We start from the raw sequence: 16,323 nt of genomic DNA on the forward strand, positions 1-16,323 counted from the left end.
GTGAAAGCGGCGCGCGTGCTGATCCTCGGTGCTGGCGTGGCCGGTTTGCAGGCCATCGCCACGGCGAAACGCCTGGGKGCGGTGATCGAAGCGTCCGACGTGCGTCCTGCGGTAAAAGAGCAGATCGAATCCCTCGGCGCCAAATTCGTCGACGTGCCTTACGAGACCGATGAAGAGCGTGAATGCGCCGTCGGTGTCGGCGGTTACGCCCGTCCGATGCCGGCCAGCTGGATGCAGCGCCAGGCCGCCGCGGTGCACGAACGCGCCAAGCAGGCTGACATCGTGATCACCACCGCGCTGATTCCCGGCCGCAAGGCACCAACCCTGTTGAGYGCGGAAACCGTGGCCCAGATGAAACCGGGYTCGGTGGTCATCGACCTCGCGGCCGCCCAGGGCGGYAACTGCCCGCTGACCGTGGCCGATCAGGTGGTCGTCGAAAATGGCGTGACCATCGTWGGCCCGACCAACCTGGCCAGCGCCGTGGCGGCTGACGCTTCGGCGCTGTACGCACGCAACCTGCTGGACTTCATGAAACTGTTGTTCGATAAAGAAGGACAACTGGTGATCAACCTTGAAGACGATATCGTCGCCGCGTGCCTGATGTGCCGCGACGGCCAGATCGTGCGCAAGAACGGCTGAGGATAAAAACAATGGAAGACATGCTGATCTCTCACGGTATCTACAACCTGATCATCTTCGTGCTGGCGATTTATGTCGGCTACCACGTGGTCTGGAACGTGACACCTGCACTGCACACGCCGCTGATGGCGGTGACCAACGCCATCTCGGCSATCGTGATCGTCGGCGCCATGCTCGCYGCCGCCCTCACCGTGACCCCGCTGGGCAAGACCATGGGCACCCTGGCCGTRGCCCTGGCTGCGGTCAACGTGTTTGGTGGCTTCCTGGTGACCCGCCGCATGCTGGAAATGTTCAAGAARAAAGCGGCCAAAGCTCCGGCTGCCAARGCCGCAGCAGTCAAGGCTGAGGTGCAGCAAGCATGAGCATGAACCTGGTTACTTCCCTGTATTTGATCGCCTCGGTCTGCTTCATCCAGGCACTCAAGGGCCTCTCGCACCCCACCACCTCGCGYCGYGGCAACCTGTTCGGCATGCTCGGCATGGGCCTGGCGATCCTCACTACTATCGGCTTGATCTACAAGCTGGGCGCGCTCTCTTTTGCACAAGGCGGGGCCCAGGTCGGCATCGTCTACGTGATCGTCGGCCTGCTGATCGGCGGCACTGCCGGTTCGATCATGGCCAAACGCGTCGAAATGACCAAGATGCCCGAACTGGTCGCCTTCATGCACAGCATGATCGGCCTGGCGGCGGTGTTCATCGCCGTGGCTGCCGYGGTCGAGCCGCAGTCGCTGGGCATCGTCCAGCAACTCGGTGACGCGATCCCGGCCGGTAACCGCCTGGAACTGTTCCTCGGGGCCGCCATCGGTGCRATCACCTTCTCCGGTTCGGTCATTGCCTTCGGCAAACTGGCGGGCAAGTACAAGTTCCGCCTGTTCCAGGGTGCACCGGTACAGTTCAGYGGCCAGCACAAGCTGAACCTGCTGCTGGGCCTGGCCACACTGGSCCTGGGCGTGACCTTTATGCTCACCGGCGACTACACCGCCTTCGCCGTGATGCTGGCGCTGGCCTTCGTGCTCGGCGTGCTGATCATCATCCCGATCGGTGGCGCGGACATGCCAGTGGTCGTGTCGATGCTCAACAGCTACTCCGGCTGGGCAGCGGCGGGTATCGGCTTCTCGCTGAACAACTCGATGCTGATCATCGCCGGTTCGCTGGTAGGCTCAAGCGGTGCGATCCTCTCGTACATCATGTGCAAGGCGATGAACCGCTCCTTCTTTAATGTGCTGCTCGGTGGCTTCGGCAACACGGCAGATGCGGCCGGCCCGGCCGGTTCGAAAGAAGCGCGCCCGGTGAAGTCCGGTTCGGCTGACGACGCGACCTTCCTGCTGACCAACGCCGACACCGTGATCATCGTGCCGGGCTACGGCCTGGCGGTGGCCCGTGCTCAGCACGCGCTGAAGGAACTGACCGAGAAGCTGACCCATCGCGGCGTGACCGTGAAGTACGCGATCCACCCGGTGGCCGGTCGTATGCCCGGTCACATGAACGTGTTGCTGGCCGAGGCCGAAGTGCCTTACGACCAGGTGTTCGAGATGGATGACATCAACTCCGAGTTTGGTCAGGCCGATGTGGTGCTGGTGTTGGGTGCCAACGACGTGGTCAACCCGGCCGCGAAGAACGATCCGAAATCGCCGATTGCCGGCATGCCGATTCTCGAGGCGTTCAAAGCCAAGACCATCATCGTCAACAAGCGCTCGATGGCCAGCGGCTACGCCGGTCTGGACAACGAGCTGTTCTACCTGGACAAAACCATGATGGTCTTCGGCGACGCTAAAAAGGTCATCGAAGACATGGTCAAGGCCGTCGAGTAAACATGCTCCAGCGCCCTCCCAAAAAACCTCGGCCTTTAATCGGCTGGGGCTAATGAGAGGGCCCCCTCATCCAGAGCTCGCCCACCGACAGGAGTCGCTAGGCCCGTCGCTGTTCGTCAGTGAACGCCTGATAGCGCTTGCGCCATTCAGAAGTGAAGTTGTTACCTCACAGCCCTGCTCATTTTCCAGGAACCCTTTTTTACCTGCGCACAATTTCTTGCGCCGTGATTAGTGACCGCGAATATACTGTTCGAGTTGCAGAATCAGGTCTGCTTGTTCTGTAATTGCAGCCTTGACCAGATCACCAGCTCACGGAAGATAGCGCGCCGGTACTACTGCCGAAGGCTCATGATCTTTTTCAGAAAACGGAGTCACCTGCATGGAAGTCATCAATCAATTGCAGCCTGAAGAGTGTGCAGGCCTGGAGGATATCCGACGCGAAATCGATGCCCTTGATCAGGTCGTTATCAAGCTGTTGGGCAAGCGTTTTCACTACGTACTGGCTGCCTCGAAGTTCAAGACTTCGGTGACTTCGGTGCGTGCTCCGGAACGTTTCAAGGCCATGCTGACGAAACGACGCGAATGGGCCGAGGCCGAAGGCCTGAGCCCGGATGCAATCGAGAAGATGTACAGCGACCTGGTGAACCACTTCATTGCCGAAGAGATGAAGCACTGGGCAGTACATCAATCCGACACCTGAGTCTAGTGTCGGACTGTCCGCCTTGAAGTGGTCATCGAACCTTGCGGCATCCATTTTGCCCTCCTGCTGACTCTTTCAATCCCACCTTCAAGGACCGAACCTTTGATCGCATCCCCCGCCAAACTGACGCTGACCGTCACCTCTGGCGGGGTGGATATGTCTGCTCTGGGCTTTACTCACGCAGCCGAAGTGGCAAGGTTGATCGAGAGACATCTTGCCTGCTGGTGAGCGGAGCGCTGGTTGTCACCGCGTCGGACTGATTGTGCGGCCCCGTGCGTTTCAAGACCTCTCGAATAACGGACAGACAACCGGAGGCATATCGCGCCTGACCTCGCCGGATACTCTGCGCAAACCGCATAGAGATGAAAAAAAAGGACGGCTGGGGCATGGCGTTCCGGTTCGCCTCGAGCAATCACTTCTTGGGAGGCAACCGGCCCAAAGACCTGCTGCGATCGACACCGGAGCGTGTGCGCTGCGCGGCTGAAGAAGAGGTGGCGGGGCAACTGGATGGCTAGGTCCGCAATCGTGCAAGACTCCGCTGATTAGCACTTTGAAAGGCCGCGATGGCCTGTCTGATCGGCATGTACGATCGATTCTTCAAGCAGTGTTTGATCGCGCTTTGCACCTGCCATGCATTCAGCAAGGCTACCTATCCCAACACGCCCTCCTCCTATTTCTTACTTCATCTTCCAATCCTGAAGGTTGAACTCCATTTATCTGAAGGTAATCGCGGAATCCGTTAGAGACATTGCTCCATCAGTGGATCAGTCATTTCAATTTCACCAGGTTTATCCCGCATCAGGATTGATCAATGATGGCTCCATTACCACCGAGGAGCCCCGCAATGAATTCTCTCTTTTCCCAAATCCAGATCAGTCGCTATACCCTATCCAACCGCATGGTCATGGCCCCAATGACGCGCTCGCGTGCTGACGATGACGGTGTACCAAGCGAACTGGTTGCGACTTACTACGCCCAACGTGCCAGTGCCGGCCTGATCATCAGTGAAGGCGTGTTCCCCATTGCAATGGGCAAGGGTTATGTCCGTACCCCAGGCATCGAAACCGCCGAGCAGGTCGCCGCGTGGAAGCACGTCACCGAGGCCGTGCATGCTCGTCCGCAGGAAACCTACACCTATCTGGTCGAACACCTGTCATGACGAAGCAGGAGCAAAAACTCGCAGCCGGCGACAGCTGCATTTGCCGTGCTCACCTCTAAAAATGAAATGAATGCGGACCTGCAGGAGCTGCCGCCGGCTGCGATCTTTTTCTGTTGGTTATCTAAGCCGCTGATTGTTGCAAGGCAGGCACTGCCAGACTCACCGCCCGCACCGAAGCCCCCGCACTCAAGCCCAGTGCCTTGGCGACTTGAGCGTCGACAATCAGCGTACCGGCTGCAACCCGTGCCGCTGCCGCAGTGATCCGGCAATCGGCAAACTGACGGTTATGAATCAAATACGTCGCCGCCTGCTCCCCGGGTGTGCCAATGCTCAGTTGCAGCACCTGGCTATCGCGCACCGCACGAATATCCCCGGTGGCGCATTCGATCAGCGGACCACCGTCGAAAATGTCGATGTAGTCACGATGCTCGAAGCCTTCTGCCTTGAGCATACCCAGCGCCGGTTCGGTGTTTGGGTGAACCCTTCCGATGACCGTTCGTGCCTCCTCCGGCAACAGGCAGGTTGGCAGCGGAAACTTGGGCATCAGTTCCGCGATGAAGGTCTTGTTGCCCAGCCCTGTGAGGTAGTCGGCATCGGCAAAATCCATCTTGAAGAAGTGCCGTCCCAGGCCCTCCCAGAACGGTGAAACGCCCTCTTCATCCGAATAACCGCGCATTTCCGCAATGACCTTGTCACCGAAGCGATCGCGAAATTCCGCCAGAAACAGGAAGCGCGCCTTCGACAACAAACGACCATTGAGACCACTGCGGTGATCGGCGTGTAAAAACAGCGAACACAGCTCGGAATGGCCGGTCATGTCGTTGCCTAGAAACAACGTTGGCAACTGTTGATTGATACCCAGGTTTTTCGACGCCGCGACGAACAGGCCCAAGCGGTAGTTGTACCAGGGCTCCCGCAGGCCGACAGCACCCGCCAGGGCACAGATACCCACCGCTTTTTTGTGTTCGTTCTCCAGCACAAACAGGTAATCGGCATCGGCGCGCTCGGCTTCGCCGGCGAAGGTTTTGGCCGCCCATTCCAGGCGCTGACGCAGTCGCGATGCATCAGCCGGCAAGGTGGTCAATCCGGTGCCGGCACTATGGGCCAAGGCCAGTAGAGCCGGCAGATCGTCAGGCGTTGCAGGGCGGACGATCATCGCACTTGTTCCTGGGTGGACGAATGCTTGGGCAGGAACACCTCGGCCAGCATGCAGCGCGCGCTGCCGCCACCGATGCGCTCGATGGTGTCGATGTTCACCGGCAACGGCGTAGTGTGAGCTTCGATCAAGCGACGCTGATCGGCGTCCAGGGATTGCCAGGCTGTGCGCGACATCACCAGCAGCGGCTCGCCCGCTGCGTTGTGCACTTCGAGCATGTTACCGGCAAAGGACTCCAGCTGCGCCCAGTTCAAGTCGATGACCTGTTTACCGCTGGTTTCGAGTCGATTGCGCAGCGCCGCACGTTCGCCCGGCTGGGGCACGGATGCCAGGCAGACCACCGCCAGGCGGGTGCCGACACTCATCATGACGTTGGTGTGATAAATCGCCACGCCCTGGCGGTCCACCGCGTTGAACGCACACAGTTCATAGCCCAGATGGGTGACCAGTTGATCCAGTGCCCGAGCGTGGGTGCGGGTCGAGTACCCGGCGTAGCAGATCCGCTGTTGCCGATCCAGGACCATGCTGCCGGTACCCTCCAGGAAAACCTCCTGCTCTTCGAGGCTGGACAGGTCCAGCAACTGCTCGACCCGGTATTCGCCCAGCAACCCGTCGAGTACACCTTTGTCCCGCTCCAGACGCCGGTTGTGGCCCTGCATCGGGTACAGGACCAAGGTGCCGTCCGGGTGGCTGCTCCACCAGTTGTTGGGGAAGATCGAGTCCGGGGTATGCGGCGCTTCGCGATCGTTATGCACCAGGACTTCAACGCCGTGCCGACGCAACGCGGCGACATAGCCATCGAACTCGGTCAAGGCCTTGAGTTGTACGTCTTCGGCAACGGCAGCCGGACGCTGGAAACGGTTGTTCGCCGCCGTGTCCTGATTGAAGGAGAAACGTGTCGGGCGAATCATTAATACCGTATTGGTGGTTTGCATGGGCACAGACTCAATGAGGGTCGAGAGAGGCTCATTGTCTGTTTCGAAGAGGGAAAAACCCGGTTGATAACGGCTTTTGCGCTGATGAAAACGGCTGAAGATTGCTGGTTGCCCAGCCGATTCGGCGGGGCTGAAAAGCAAAAAAAATCGCTGCTTTGGGCAGCGATTCTTGTCTTACTCCATCGTGGTCTTGACCATCGCCAGTTCCGGGTGGCTGACCAATTTGTCGATGTGCAAATCCGGGTCGTCAAACCAGACTTCGGTCAACACCCGGTAATGCTCCATGTCACGGCAGCGCATGCGCAGGCTGTAGTCGAACGCGCCGCTGATCAGGCGACATTCCAGCACCTGCGGGCAGGCGCGGACCTTGGCTTCGAAGGCCTTTTGCGCCGCGCGTCCGCTCTGGTTCGACAACGCCACCAGCACCAGCAACGACAAGCCCGGCGTCAGTTTCTTCTCATCGAGAATCGCACCATAGCCGCGAATGACCCCAAGCTGTTCCAGCTTGCGTACCCGTTCCAGACAAGGCCTGGGGGTCAGGTGCACACGTTCGGACAGCTTTTGATAGGTGATGCGCCCTTCGTGGCGCAACACTTCAATGATTGCCTGATCGATACGATCAAGCACGATCGACAGATCGCGGATATCCGCCATGTACGCCTTGCCTCACTTCAAACGACCCGATAGAAATTGCTGCAAACGTTCACTGTTTGGCCGGTCGAGTATCGTAGCATCACCCTGCTCCTCGACACGGCCCTGATGCAAGAACAACACTTGGCTTGAGACCTGCCGGGCAAACCCCATTTCGTGAGTCACCATCAACATGGTCCGGCCTTCTTCGGCCAGTGCCTGAATCACCTTCAGCACTTCACCCACCAGTTCCGGGTCGAGCGCCGAGGTTGGCTCATCGAACAACAGGATTTCCGGTTCCACCGCCAGGGCCCGGGCAATCGCCACCCGTTGTTGCTGCCCGCCCGACAGAAACGCCGGGTACTGATCGGCCACCCGTTGCGGCAGGCCGACCTTGTCCAGATACGCCCGCGCGCTCTCCTCGGCGGCCTTGCGACTCATGCCCAGGACTCGACACGGCGCCAGCACGATGTTCTCCAGCACGGTCAGGTGACTCCACAAATTGAAATGCTGGAACACCATCGCCAGTCGCGTGCGCAAGCGCTGCAACTGCTTCGGGTTGGCGACTCGCATGCCACCGACGCCTTGACGGGTGAGCACTCGCTCGCCATCCAGGGCAATGGCGCCTTCGTCCGCCCGTTCAAGAAAGTTGATGCAGCGCAGCATGGTGCTTTTGCCCGAACCGCTGGCGCCGATCATGCTCACCACGTCCCCTGCCCGTGCGTTCAACGAGACGCCTTTGAGCACTTCATTGTCACCAAAACGTTTATACAGATTTTCAACCGTGAGTTTGTACATGCGAGTACTCCTGGAACGGCACGCTTATCGGCGCCGCTCTGGATAAATGATGGAAGTCAGTGGGCCGGGCCGAGAAAGCTCAGCCAGCGCTTCTCCGCCAGGCGGAACGCGCCGACCAGCCCGAACGACAGCACGAGGTACAGCAGACCGGCAATGCCGAAGGCCTGAAACGTCATGAAGGTCGCGGCGTTGGCGTCCCGGGCGATTTTCAGGATGTCCGGAATCGTTGCGGTGAACGCCACCGAAGTCGCGTGCAACATCAGGATCACTTCGTTGCTGTAGTACGGCAGCGCACGGCGCAACGCCGAAGGCAGGATCAGTTGCAGATACAGGCGCCAGCCACTCAGGCCATAGGCATGGGCCGCTTCGATTTCACCGTAGGGAATGCTGCGGATCGCACCGGCGAAAATTTCCACGGTGTAGGCGCAGGTGTTGAGGGTGAACGCCAGCAAGGTGCAATTCATGGCGTCGCGGAAAAACGCTTCGAGCAATGGCTGCGAACGGACCACGGCAATGCCGTAGATCCCGCTGTAGCAAATCAGCAATTGGATATACAACGGCGTGCCGCGAAAGATGTAGGTAAACAGCTGAACCGGCCAACGCAAGAGACCCCAGCGCGAGGTCCGCATAATCGCCAGCGGCAGCGACAGGAAAAAACCCATGGCAATACTCGCCACCAGCAACCACAGGGTCATCGCCAACCCGGTGAGGCTTTCGCCATCGCTGAACAAAAAGGGTTTCCAGTATTCGGCAATCAACTCGATCATCGCGCCATCCCCCGTACACCCTGGTTGTAGCGCCGTTCCAGCACGCGCAAGACGTAGTTCGAAGCACTGGTGATCAGCAGGTAAAGCGCTGCGGCCAACAGCAGAAAATCAAGCATATTGAAGGTGCTTTTGCCGGCCTCCTGCGCGACTTTGACCAGGTCCGACAAACCGATGATCGATACCAGCGCCGTGGCCTTGAGCAGCACCAGCCAGTTATTGCCCAGGCTTGGCAAGGCGAAACGCATCATTTGCGGGAACACCACGAAACGGAAGCGCTGCCAACGGTTCAGGCCAAAGCACGCCGCGGCTTCCTGCTGCCCGCGTGGCACACTCAGAATCGCCCCGCGAAAGGTCTCGGTGAAATACGCCCCGTAGATAAAACCAAGGGTGATGATGCCGGCCACGAATGGGTCGATTTCCATGTAGGGCCAGCCCATGGACTCGGTCAGGGCGCTGAGCCAGCCTTGCAGGCTGTAGAAAATCAGCAGCATCAACACCAGGTCGGGCACGCCACGGATCAGCGTCGTGTAAAAGGTCGCCGGTAGATTCAACAGCTTCAACGGCGACAGCTTGGCCGCCGCGCCAAGCAGCCCCAGCGCCATGCTCACCAGAAGCGCGAGCGCCGACAGTTTGAGGGTGACCCAGGTGCCGTGCAGCAACAAAGGGCCATAGCCTTGCAGGGCCGAAAGATCGAGCCCCAGAATATTCAGGAAGGAATTCACGCCAGTCACCTGTCTTGATGCGCCCCGGTCGTTGCAACACAGCGACCGGGGCGCGAGGATCAGTTGTTGTAGAGGTCTAGATCACCGAAGTGTTTCTGCTGGATCTGCGCATAGATGCCCTTGTCGTGCAGGGCCTTGATGGCGGTGTTGAGCATGCCTTTGAGCTCTTCGTTGTCCTTGCGCACACCAATGGCGATCTCTGCCGGCACCAACGGGTCGCTGATGCCTTCACTGTTGTGGAAGTCCGCCCCTTGTGGCGAGGTCAGGAAACTCATCTGCGCTTGCAGCTTGTCCTGGATCGACGCATCGAGACGGCCAAATACCAGGTCGGCATAGACCTGATCCTGATTCTGATAGGCCCGCAGTTTCACCCCGCCCGGCGCCAGTTTCGCCTTGGCGTAGGTTTCCTGAATCGTGCCCTGCATGTAGCCGATGGTTTTGCCGCGCAGCGACTCGGCGGTAGGCAGCAGTCCGGAGTCTTTGCGGGTAACGATGGCGGTCGGTCCGGCGTACAGGCGATCGGTAAAGTCGATCTGTTTTTTGCGCGCGTCGGTAACGGTCATCGAAGATTCGATGGCATCGAACTTACCGGCCTTGAGCCCCGGAATAAGCCCGTCGAAATCATTGCTGACCCACACGCAGGTCAGCTTCAGCTCGGCACATATTGCATTGCCCAGATCCACGCCGAAGCCCTGAACCCCGCCATCGGCCGTGGTGGATTCAAAGGGTGGGTAGCTTGGGTTGACGCCAAATCGCAGCTCCTTCCATTCCTTGGCACTGGCGCCCGTGGTGCAGCACAGCAACGCGAGTGCCGGCAAAGTCAGCCATTTGATGTTCATCTTCTAGAGTCCCGGATTATTTTGATTTATAGCGATCCAGCGCTTGCGTCGGACCACATTTTTTTGACAGGGGCAGAGAGTCGATGCGGTCTTCACCGCAGCCGTTTTTGTTGTTGTTTTCGACTGGAAGCAGCCAGTCGCCGGAGTTGCACTCCATCTCAGGCATCGATCAACAAGCGCTTGAAACGGACCGTCAGAATGCCAATTGCCGGGAGGGTGCTGGTGTCGTAACCCCACGTTCAAACAGCGTGCCTGTGCTGAACGAAGGGCCTTCACAGCCGATTCTGTCGTCGCAGCAAGTCACTGTGTCTCCGCTTGAAGGGAGCGGCACAGGAATGTGCTTGTCTTTGCGGCCTTCTTCATCTGCATGACGATATTGCGGTGACTGTCACTTCGCCGATTGCGCTGTGCGCTCGCTGTTTTTCGACTTTTCTTGCTGTATCCAGGGTCAGTATTGGCCGAAGTCTTCTCTGAATTGCCTCGACAATAGTCCGGACTGGCACACAAAAAAAACGCCCGAAGGAAACCAATATGACCCGTTACATTGACGTCAATGATCTGAGCCGTCTCGTCCAGGAAAAAGGCTTGCCCCGTTGCCTGATCGAAATGGCCGAGTACATCCGTCAAGACTACGTACGCTGGCCGGATTTCGAAAAATGCGCGCGCCTGGCGAACCACTCACCCGAGGGCGTCATCGAGCTGATGCCCGTGTCTGATGCAGCGCTCTACGCCTTCAAGTATGTCAACGGACATCCAAAGAACACCCACAATGGCATGCTGACGGTCATGGCCTTTGGTGCGTTGGGAGACGTCGATACCGGCAAGCCTGTTTTGCTGAGTGAAATGACGCTGACTACCGCCATTCGCACCGCTGCCACTTCTGCACTCGCGGCCCGCTACCTCGCCCGACCGGACAGTCGCCGAATGGCACTTATCGGCAACGGCTCACAGAGCGAATTCCAGGCCCTGGCATTTCATACACTGCTCGGCATTACTGAAATCAGTCTCTACGACATCGATCCTGCCGCGACGGCGAAGCTGGTAGCCAACCTGCGGGCCTACCCCGCCATACAGGTGAGCGTTGCCAAAACCGTCGCAGAAGCGGTACGTGGTGCCGATATCGTGACCACGGTCACGGCCGACAAGGCCTACGCAACGATTTTAACGCCTGAGATGATCGAGCCCGGGATGCACCTCAACGCCGTGGGCGGCGACTGCCCCGGCAAGACCGAACTGCACCGGGACATCGTCGAGCGTGCGCGGGTCATGGTTGAGTACGAGCCGCAAAGCCGCATTGAAGGCGAAATTCAGCAGATGCCCGCCGACTCACCGGTTATCGAATTCTGGAAAGTCATCAATGGTCAGACTCAAGGTCGCCAGCATGCCGAGGAAGTCACCTTGTTTGACTCGGTCGGCTTCGCCATCGAGGACTACTCTGCCTTGCGCTATGTGCTGGATGTTGCACGAACGCTCAACATTGGCAGCGACATTCTGCTGGTACCAGAGCTGCAGGATCCCAAGAACCTGTTCTCGCTGCTGCAGCCCTCTGCAACAGCCGATGCAAGGCTTCGGGCGTAATACCACTCGACACTTCAAAGCATTCACCTGGCGGCCCCTTCGGCTGCCAGGCGCAACCCTGAACAATCCCTCGGTCGTTTGAGCCTTTTTTACAGCGCCATCCGCTGCGCGAGCCATCCGGTTCCACATAAACAAACGGCGCCTTTGCATAAGAATTCCATGGCTGTTCGCTCAATGCCTGATGGACCTGGCTGATGCCAAATCCACGCCAGCATGGGGCCTTTCCTCATCCAGTATGGAAGACTCGATATGCCACGTTTCATGCTCAGCACGCTGACGCTCGCCCTGGCTTTGACGGCAATGATGCCGGTAGTCAATGCCGCCCCTTTACTCGATCCCACACCTGAACATCCCCGCGCCGACAATCAATCAGGCCAGGCCAATACCTGGCTGGAGATTGATCAGGCCGCCTTCGAAGCAAACATCACCAAGCTTCAGCAACGGCTGGCGGGTAAAAGCCAGATGTGTGCCGTGATGAAAGCCGACGCCTATGGGAATGGCATTGGATTGTTGATCCCTTCCGCCATTCGGATGGGCATCACCTGTATCGGCGTGGCGAGCAACGAGGAGGCGCGTGTCGCACGGGAAAAAGGCTTCAAGGGACGCCTGATGCGTTTGCGCAGCGCTACCGTTGAAGAAGTCGAGAATGCACTGCGCTACAACATCGAAGAACTGGTCGGCAACCTGGAGGTTGCACGTCAGCTCAATGAGCTGGCCACCCGCAAAGGCGTGAAGCTGCCGGTTCACCTGGCGCTGAATTCGGCGGGCATGAGCCGCAACGGTCTGGAAATGAGCACGGCGCAGGGACAACAACAGGCGGTGGATCTGACCCGGCTGGATCACCTGAGCATCGTCGGCATCATGACCCACTTCCCGGTCGAGGAACGAGAGGATGTCCTTCAGGGTCTGGCCAAGTTCAAGGAGCAGTCCGGCTGGCTGATCGAGCACGCCAAACTGGACCGCAGCCGGATCACCCTGCACTGCGCCAATACCTTCACCACCCTTGAGGTGCCGGAAGGTTGGCTGGACATGGTTCGCCCGGGGGCTGCGCTCTATGGCTACCCAGTGGGTGGGCATAATGAATTTCAACGAGTGATGCAGTTCAAATCGCGGGTCGCGGCGGTCAACGCCTACCCGGCGGGCAGTACGATCAGCTACGACCGCACCTTTACCCTGAGCAAAGACTCGTTGATTGCCAACATCCCGGCCGGCTACTCCGACGGTTATCGAAGAGCGTTCTCCAACAAAGCCTCAGTGCTGATTCACGGCCAACGCGCGCCGGTGATYGGCAAGGTCACCATGAACACGTTGATGGTGGACGTCAGTGGCATCAAGGGCGTGCAGGCGGGAGATGAGGTCGTTCTGTACGGCAAGCAAGGTGATGACGAGATAACCCAGACGGAGCTTGAAACCATCAACGGCGCATTGTTGGCGGATCTCTACACGGTCTGGGGCAACTCCAATCCGAAAGTCTTGAAGTCTAAATAAGGAGAAAAAAAGCAGATGCGCAGGCTAAACGCTGCGCCCCTGCTCGCGATGGACGTTAACGATAACGCGTGTTTTTTGAATAAACGCGCCGTCCTCGAGTCCATCGTCGGAACGCCGTCCGAACCAATCGAGTGTCGACCAGCAGCTCCTACACCTCAAAGTGGTCCTTCAGGTACTCAGCCGCCTCATCCGAGGCTTGCTTGAGATGCGTTGTCATCAACGCAACGGCCGCCTCCACGTCTTTTGCCCGGTACGCCGCGAGGATCGCACGGTGCTCGTCCTGGCTATCAATCCCTGCGGATCGCAACTGCATATAGATGTGCGTATAGCGCTGCGCAATGGTGTGCGCACGGGTGATCATATTTTCCAGGTGTTTCATTTGCGCAGGTGCATAAAGCGCCGTATGCAGCGAAAGGTTCCATTGACTGCTCAGGAGAGGATCCTGAACTTTCTCGAACTCATCGATGATGCGTTCGACAGCATCGAGTTGCTCCGGTGTCGAGAGCGGTACCGAATGGCGGACGGCCAGTGGCTCTAAAACCGCTCTTAACTCAAAGCACTCATTCATTTCATTCAGGGACGGCGGTGTCACCATGAAGCCCCGATTCGGCATGAACTGGACCAGGCCCTGACCTTCAAGCTCGCGCAGCGCTTCGCGAACCGGCACCTTGCTGGTGTTGAGTTCGGTAGCGATCAGGTCCTGACGCAGAGGTTCGCTACCGGAGAGCGCGCCGGTGACGATGGCTTCCCTGATAACGGCCGCAACAAATTGCGGTGCGGACACACGTGCCAGCGGGATCAGACCTGCAATGTATTTCAGTGGTGATTGGTTAGACATATGACACTAAGTGGCCAGGGGAGATTTAAAGGCGTGTCTGGGTTTGGCAGATACGAGGAACAACTACATCATCATGTACAACCGTATACGATTAAACGAAAACGGACAAGGACGGCATCCTTGGCCTGCCCCCCTCGAACTTCAGTCCAGCCTCTGTCCCCATTCATCTGAAATACGAGCCTGATTCATCGCTTTGTGGTTGTCGTTGGCGAATTAGTAATCGTATACTTTCTACAGTAGGAAAGGACTGATACACCCTGGTTAGCCGTTTGCGATCAGGTCCTCGTCCCTCTTGCGCCATCTGCAACCACATCAGGACAACCACCGTGATCAACATAAAAAATGTTTCCAAGTGGTACGGTAACTTTCAGGTACTGAGCGACTGCTCGACCGCCATACAAAAGAGTGAAGTCGTCGTGGTGTGCGGCCCTTCCGGCTCTGGCAAATCAACGCTGATCAAAACGGTAAATGCACTGGAGCCCTTCCAGAAAGGCGAAATTGTCGTCGACGGTATCAGCCTCTCTGACCCGAAAACCAACCTGCCCAAGCTACGCAGCCGGGTCGGCATGGTGTTTCAACACTTCGAGTTGTTTCCGCACCTGTCCGTGACGCAAAACCTGACGCTCGCCCAGATGAAGGTGCTGGGCCGTGGCCAGGACGAGGCGCTCAAACGGGGTCTGAAAATGCTCGATCGTGTTGGCCTGAGCGCCCACAAGGACAAGTTCCCAGGGCAGCTCTCAGGTGGTCAGCAGCAGCGTGTGGCAATTGCTCGTGCATTATCCATGGACCCGATCGTAATGCTGTTTGACGAACCTACCTCCGCCCTGGATCCGGAAATGGTCGGCGAGGTTCTAGACGTCATGATCAAGCTGGCAAACGAGGGCATGACCATGATGTGCGTGACCCATGAAATGGGCTTCGCCAGGAAGGTCAGTGACCGGGTGATTTTCATGGACGCGGGAAAAATCATTGAAGATTGCAAGAAAGAAGAGTTCTTCGGCACCCCCGAAGCACGCTCCCCCCGCGCCAAGGACTTCCTCTCCAAGATCCTGCAACATTGATCATTCGGGGTCGCTAAGGGAGTGTTCTCACCAACGCAACTCGAAGGCATTTTTCGCGCCCGGCTGGATGCTGCTGCCCAAGCGTGCGCACTCGCGAGAAAGGGTGTCGTGCAGCCATTGACGGTCATCCCCTTCGGCGCGACAGAGGCGAAAGCGACACAGGCGGGTGGGTATCAAGTCCAGCGACTGCAGGTGCCCACCCGGGTCCAGCGAGGCAAAGTATAGAAGCCCCAAGTCGCCGCGAAAGGCTGAGTAGCCCTCTATGCCTTCGTAATCGTTCAGGAGATCACCACAGCCATAGAGAATCAGGCGTTCGCGGTAGACCTCGATGCCTTTGACGTGGTGCGAAGAATGCCCGTGCACCACGTCAACCCCGGCCTCGTCGATCAAGGCATGGGCGAACCGGACTTGCTCGCGCGGGATATCGAACCCCCAGTTGCCGCCCCAGTGAATGGAGGCGACCACCAGATCCCGTGGTTTTTTGCCCTCGAGAATCCGTTTGGCCACAGGGCGCAGGCTTTGCATCGACAGATCCTCCAGCCGCGCGACGCCCGCGCCCTTATCCGTGGCGGCCCAGTCCGACGCAATGCCGCTGTCGGGTGCGCCGAGGCCAAACACCAGCAAGCGCCGCCCGCCAGGCTGCAGCAACACGGCGGGCGCTTCGGCAGATTGCCGGTTGTGCCCGGCGCCGGCGCTGCACATACCATTGCTCGCCAGGGTATCCAGCGTATCGGCCAGGCCAACTGCCCCCCAGTCCAGCACATGGTTGTTGGCCAGCACGCAGCAGTCGATGCCGGCTGCGCTGATGGCCGGGAAGTTCTCCGGGCTCATGCGGTAATTGATGCCCTTTGGCTCCGGTCGTCCGCGGCGGGACACCGCAGTTTCCAGATTGATGATGCGTGCGTGTGGCTGGCGAAGTTCGAACTCATCCAGCGCAGCGCCCCAGACATAGGTGAAATCGACTGGGCGGGGAATCGAGCCATTGAGTCGTTCTGCCAGCCGGACGTAATCGCTGGCATTCTTGACGTAAGCTTCGTAAAGCCGCGGATCGCCAGGATGCGGCAGTACTGCGTCGATGCCGCGGGCCATCATGACGTCGCCGGCGAGAAACAGCTTCAGCGTATCGGTAACAGCTGCCATGGCACCCTCCCGAATATAAGCCGGGGGATGTTTCCATCCCCCGGCTTATTATTACGCTGAAAT

The 16,323-nt window shown here is 58.5% G+C and carries 16 protein-coding genes and 2 pseudogenes; 8 read left to right on the plus strand and 10 right to left on the minus strand.

All coding sequences use genetic code 11. The features are described from left to right. The 3 genes from AC1D1M_RS01685 to AC1D1M_RS01695 all read left to right on the plus strand — a co-directional run. Positions 1-639, plus strand: a 639-nt coding sequence (locus tag AC1D1M_RS01685; RefSeq protein WP_477774232.1) for a Rossmann-fold NAD(P)-binding domain-containing protein, incomplete at its 5' end; no start/stop codon positions are given. An 11-nt stretch (positions 640-650) separates the two neighbouring features. Continuing rightward, on the plus strand, positions 651-1,001 hold the full coding sequence (locus AC1D1M_RS01690) for an NAD(P) transhydrogenase subunit alpha part 2 (RefSeq protein ID WP_046042645.1): 351 nt from the start codon (positions 651-653) through the stop codon (positions 999-1,001). Continuing rightward, positions 998-2,449, plus strand: a complete 1,452-nt coding sequence (locus AC1D1M_RS01695; RefSeq protein WP_477774233.1) for an NAD(P)(+) transhydrogenase (Re/Si-specific) subunit beta — start codon at positions 998-1,000, stop codon at positions 2,447-2,449. Before AC1D1M_RS01690 ends, AC1D1M_RS01695 begins: the two co-directional genes overlap by 4 nt. Positions 2,450-2,677: 228 nt before the next feature. Here AC1D1M_RS01695 and AC1D1M_RS01700 read toward each other — a convergent pair. Next, positions 2,678-2,755 (minus strand): annotated as a pseudogene (locus tag AC1D1M_RS01700) (CBS domain-containing protein); the annotation flags it as partial. Positions 2,756-2,828: 73 nt separating this feature from the next. On the opposite strand from AC1D1M_RS01700, the gene AC1D1M_RS01705 reads away from it, so the two are divergent. Together AC1D1M_RS01705 and AC1D1M_RS01710 are read left to right on the plus strand one after the other, a co-directional pair. After that, the gene (locus AC1D1M_RS01705; protein WP_477774234.1) at positions 2,829-3,149 is read left to right on the plus strand and encodes an isochorismate lyase; all 321 of its coding nucleotides are present in this window, start codon (positions 2,829-2,831) and stop codon (positions 3,147-3,149) included. An 844-nt stretch (positions 3,150-3,993) separates the two neighbouring features. After that, positions 3,994-4,293, plus strand: a pseudogene (locus AC1D1M_RS01710) (oxidoreductase); the annotation flags it as partial. Between the two features lie 136 nt (positions 4,294-4,429). Here AC1D1M_RS01710 and astA read toward each other — a convergent pair. From astA to AC1D1M_RS01745, 7 genes are all read right to left on the minus strand, one after another. Beyond that, positions 4,430-5,464, minus strand: coding sequence for an arginine N-succinyltransferase (astA, locus tag AC1D1M_RS01715; protein WP_477774235.1), 1,035 nt, complete (start codon positions 5,462-5,464; stop codon positions 4,430-4,432). After that, complete coding sequence (gene ctlX / locus AC1D1M_RS01720) at positions 5,461-6,399, minus strand: citrulline utilization hydrolase CtlX (RefSeq protein WP_477774236.1); 939 nt, start codon at positions 6,397-6,399, stop codon at positions 5,461-5,463. The genes astA and ctlX overlap by 4 nt, the downstream gene beginning before the upstream one ends. 174 nt (positions 6,400-6,573) lie before the next feature. After that, positions 6,574-7,053, minus strand: coding sequence for an Lrp/AsnC family transcriptional regulator (locus tag AC1D1M_RS01725; RefSeq protein WP_007974731.1), 480 nt, complete (start codon positions 7,051-7,053; stop codon positions 6,574-6,576). Positions 7,054-7,065: 12 nt separating this feature from the next. After that, positions 7,066-7,827 carry an ABC transporter ATP-binding protein gene (locus AC1D1M_RS01730; protein ID WP_007986657.1) on the minus strand — a complete coding sequence of 254 codons (762 nt, stop codon included), beginning with the start codon at positions 7,825-7,827 and terminating at the stop codon, positions 7,066-7,068. Positions 7,828-7,883: 56 nt separating this feature from the next. Continuing rightward, complete coding sequence (locus AC1D1M_RS01735; RefSeq protein WP_477774237.1) at positions 7,884-8,594, minus strand: ABC transporter permease; 711 nt, start codon at positions 8,592-8,594, stop codon at positions 7,884-7,886. After that, positions 8,591-9,316: an ABC transporter permease gene (locus AC1D1M_RS01740; protein WP_477774238.1), complete on the minus strand. Its 726-nt coding sequence runs from the start codon at positions 9,314-9,316 to the stop codon at positions 8,591-8,593. The genes AC1D1M_RS01735 and AC1D1M_RS01740 overlap by 4 nt, the downstream gene beginning before the upstream one ends. Before the next feature lie 59 nt (positions 9,317-9,375). Further along, complete coding sequence (locus AC1D1M_RS01745; RefSeq protein WP_477774239.1) at positions 9,376-10,155, minus strand: transporter substrate-binding domain-containing protein; 780 nt, start codon at positions 10,153-10,155, stop codon at positions 9,376-9,378. Between the two features lie 531 nt (positions 10,156-10,686). Here AC1D1M_RS01745 and AC1D1M_RS01750 point away from each other — a divergent pair. Continuing rightward, complete coding sequence (locus AC1D1M_RS01750) at positions 10,687-11,733, plus strand: ornithine cyclodeaminase (protein WP_477774240.1); 1,047 nt, start codon at positions 10,687-10,689, stop codon at positions 11,731-11,733. Between the two features lie 249 nt (positions 11,734-11,982). Continuing rightward, the gene (alr, locus tag AC1D1M_RS01755; protein WP_477774241.1) at positions 11,983-13,221 is read left to right on the plus strand and encodes an alanine racemase; all 1,239 of its coding nucleotides are present in this window, start codon (positions 11,983-11,985) and stop codon (positions 13,219-13,221) included. Positions 13,222-13,369: 148 nt separating this feature from the next. Here alr and AC1D1M_RS01760 read toward each other — a convergent pair whose 3' ends face one another. Continuing rightward, a complete protein-coding gene (locus AC1D1M_RS01760; RefSeq protein WP_150755298.1) occupies positions 13,370-14,059 on the minus strand; it encodes a GntR family transcriptional regulator in 690 nt (229 codons plus the stop codon). A 326-nt stretch (positions 14,060-14,385) separates the two neighbouring features. Here AC1D1M_RS01760 and AC1D1M_RS01765 point away from each other — a divergent pair, with 326 nt between their 5' ends. After that, the gene (locus AC1D1M_RS01765; protein ID WP_007991043.1) at positions 14,386-15,120 is read left to right on the plus strand and encodes an amino acid ABC transporter ATP-binding protein; all 735 of its coding nucleotides are present in this window, start codon (positions 14,386-14,388) and stop codon (positions 15,118-15,120) included. Positions 15,121-15,147: 27 nt separating this feature from the next. On the opposite strand, the gene AC1D1M_RS01770 is transcribed toward AC1D1M_RS01765, so the two are convergent. Then, positions 15,148-16,260, minus strand: coding sequence for a CapA family protein (locus tag AC1D1M_RS01770; RefSeq protein WP_477774242.1), 1,113 nt, complete (start codon positions 16,258-16,260; stop codon positions 15,148-15,150). Positions 16,261-16,323: the final 63 nt, after the last annotated feature.

The organism is Pseudomonas sp. P1_F7 (assembly GCF_056405655.1).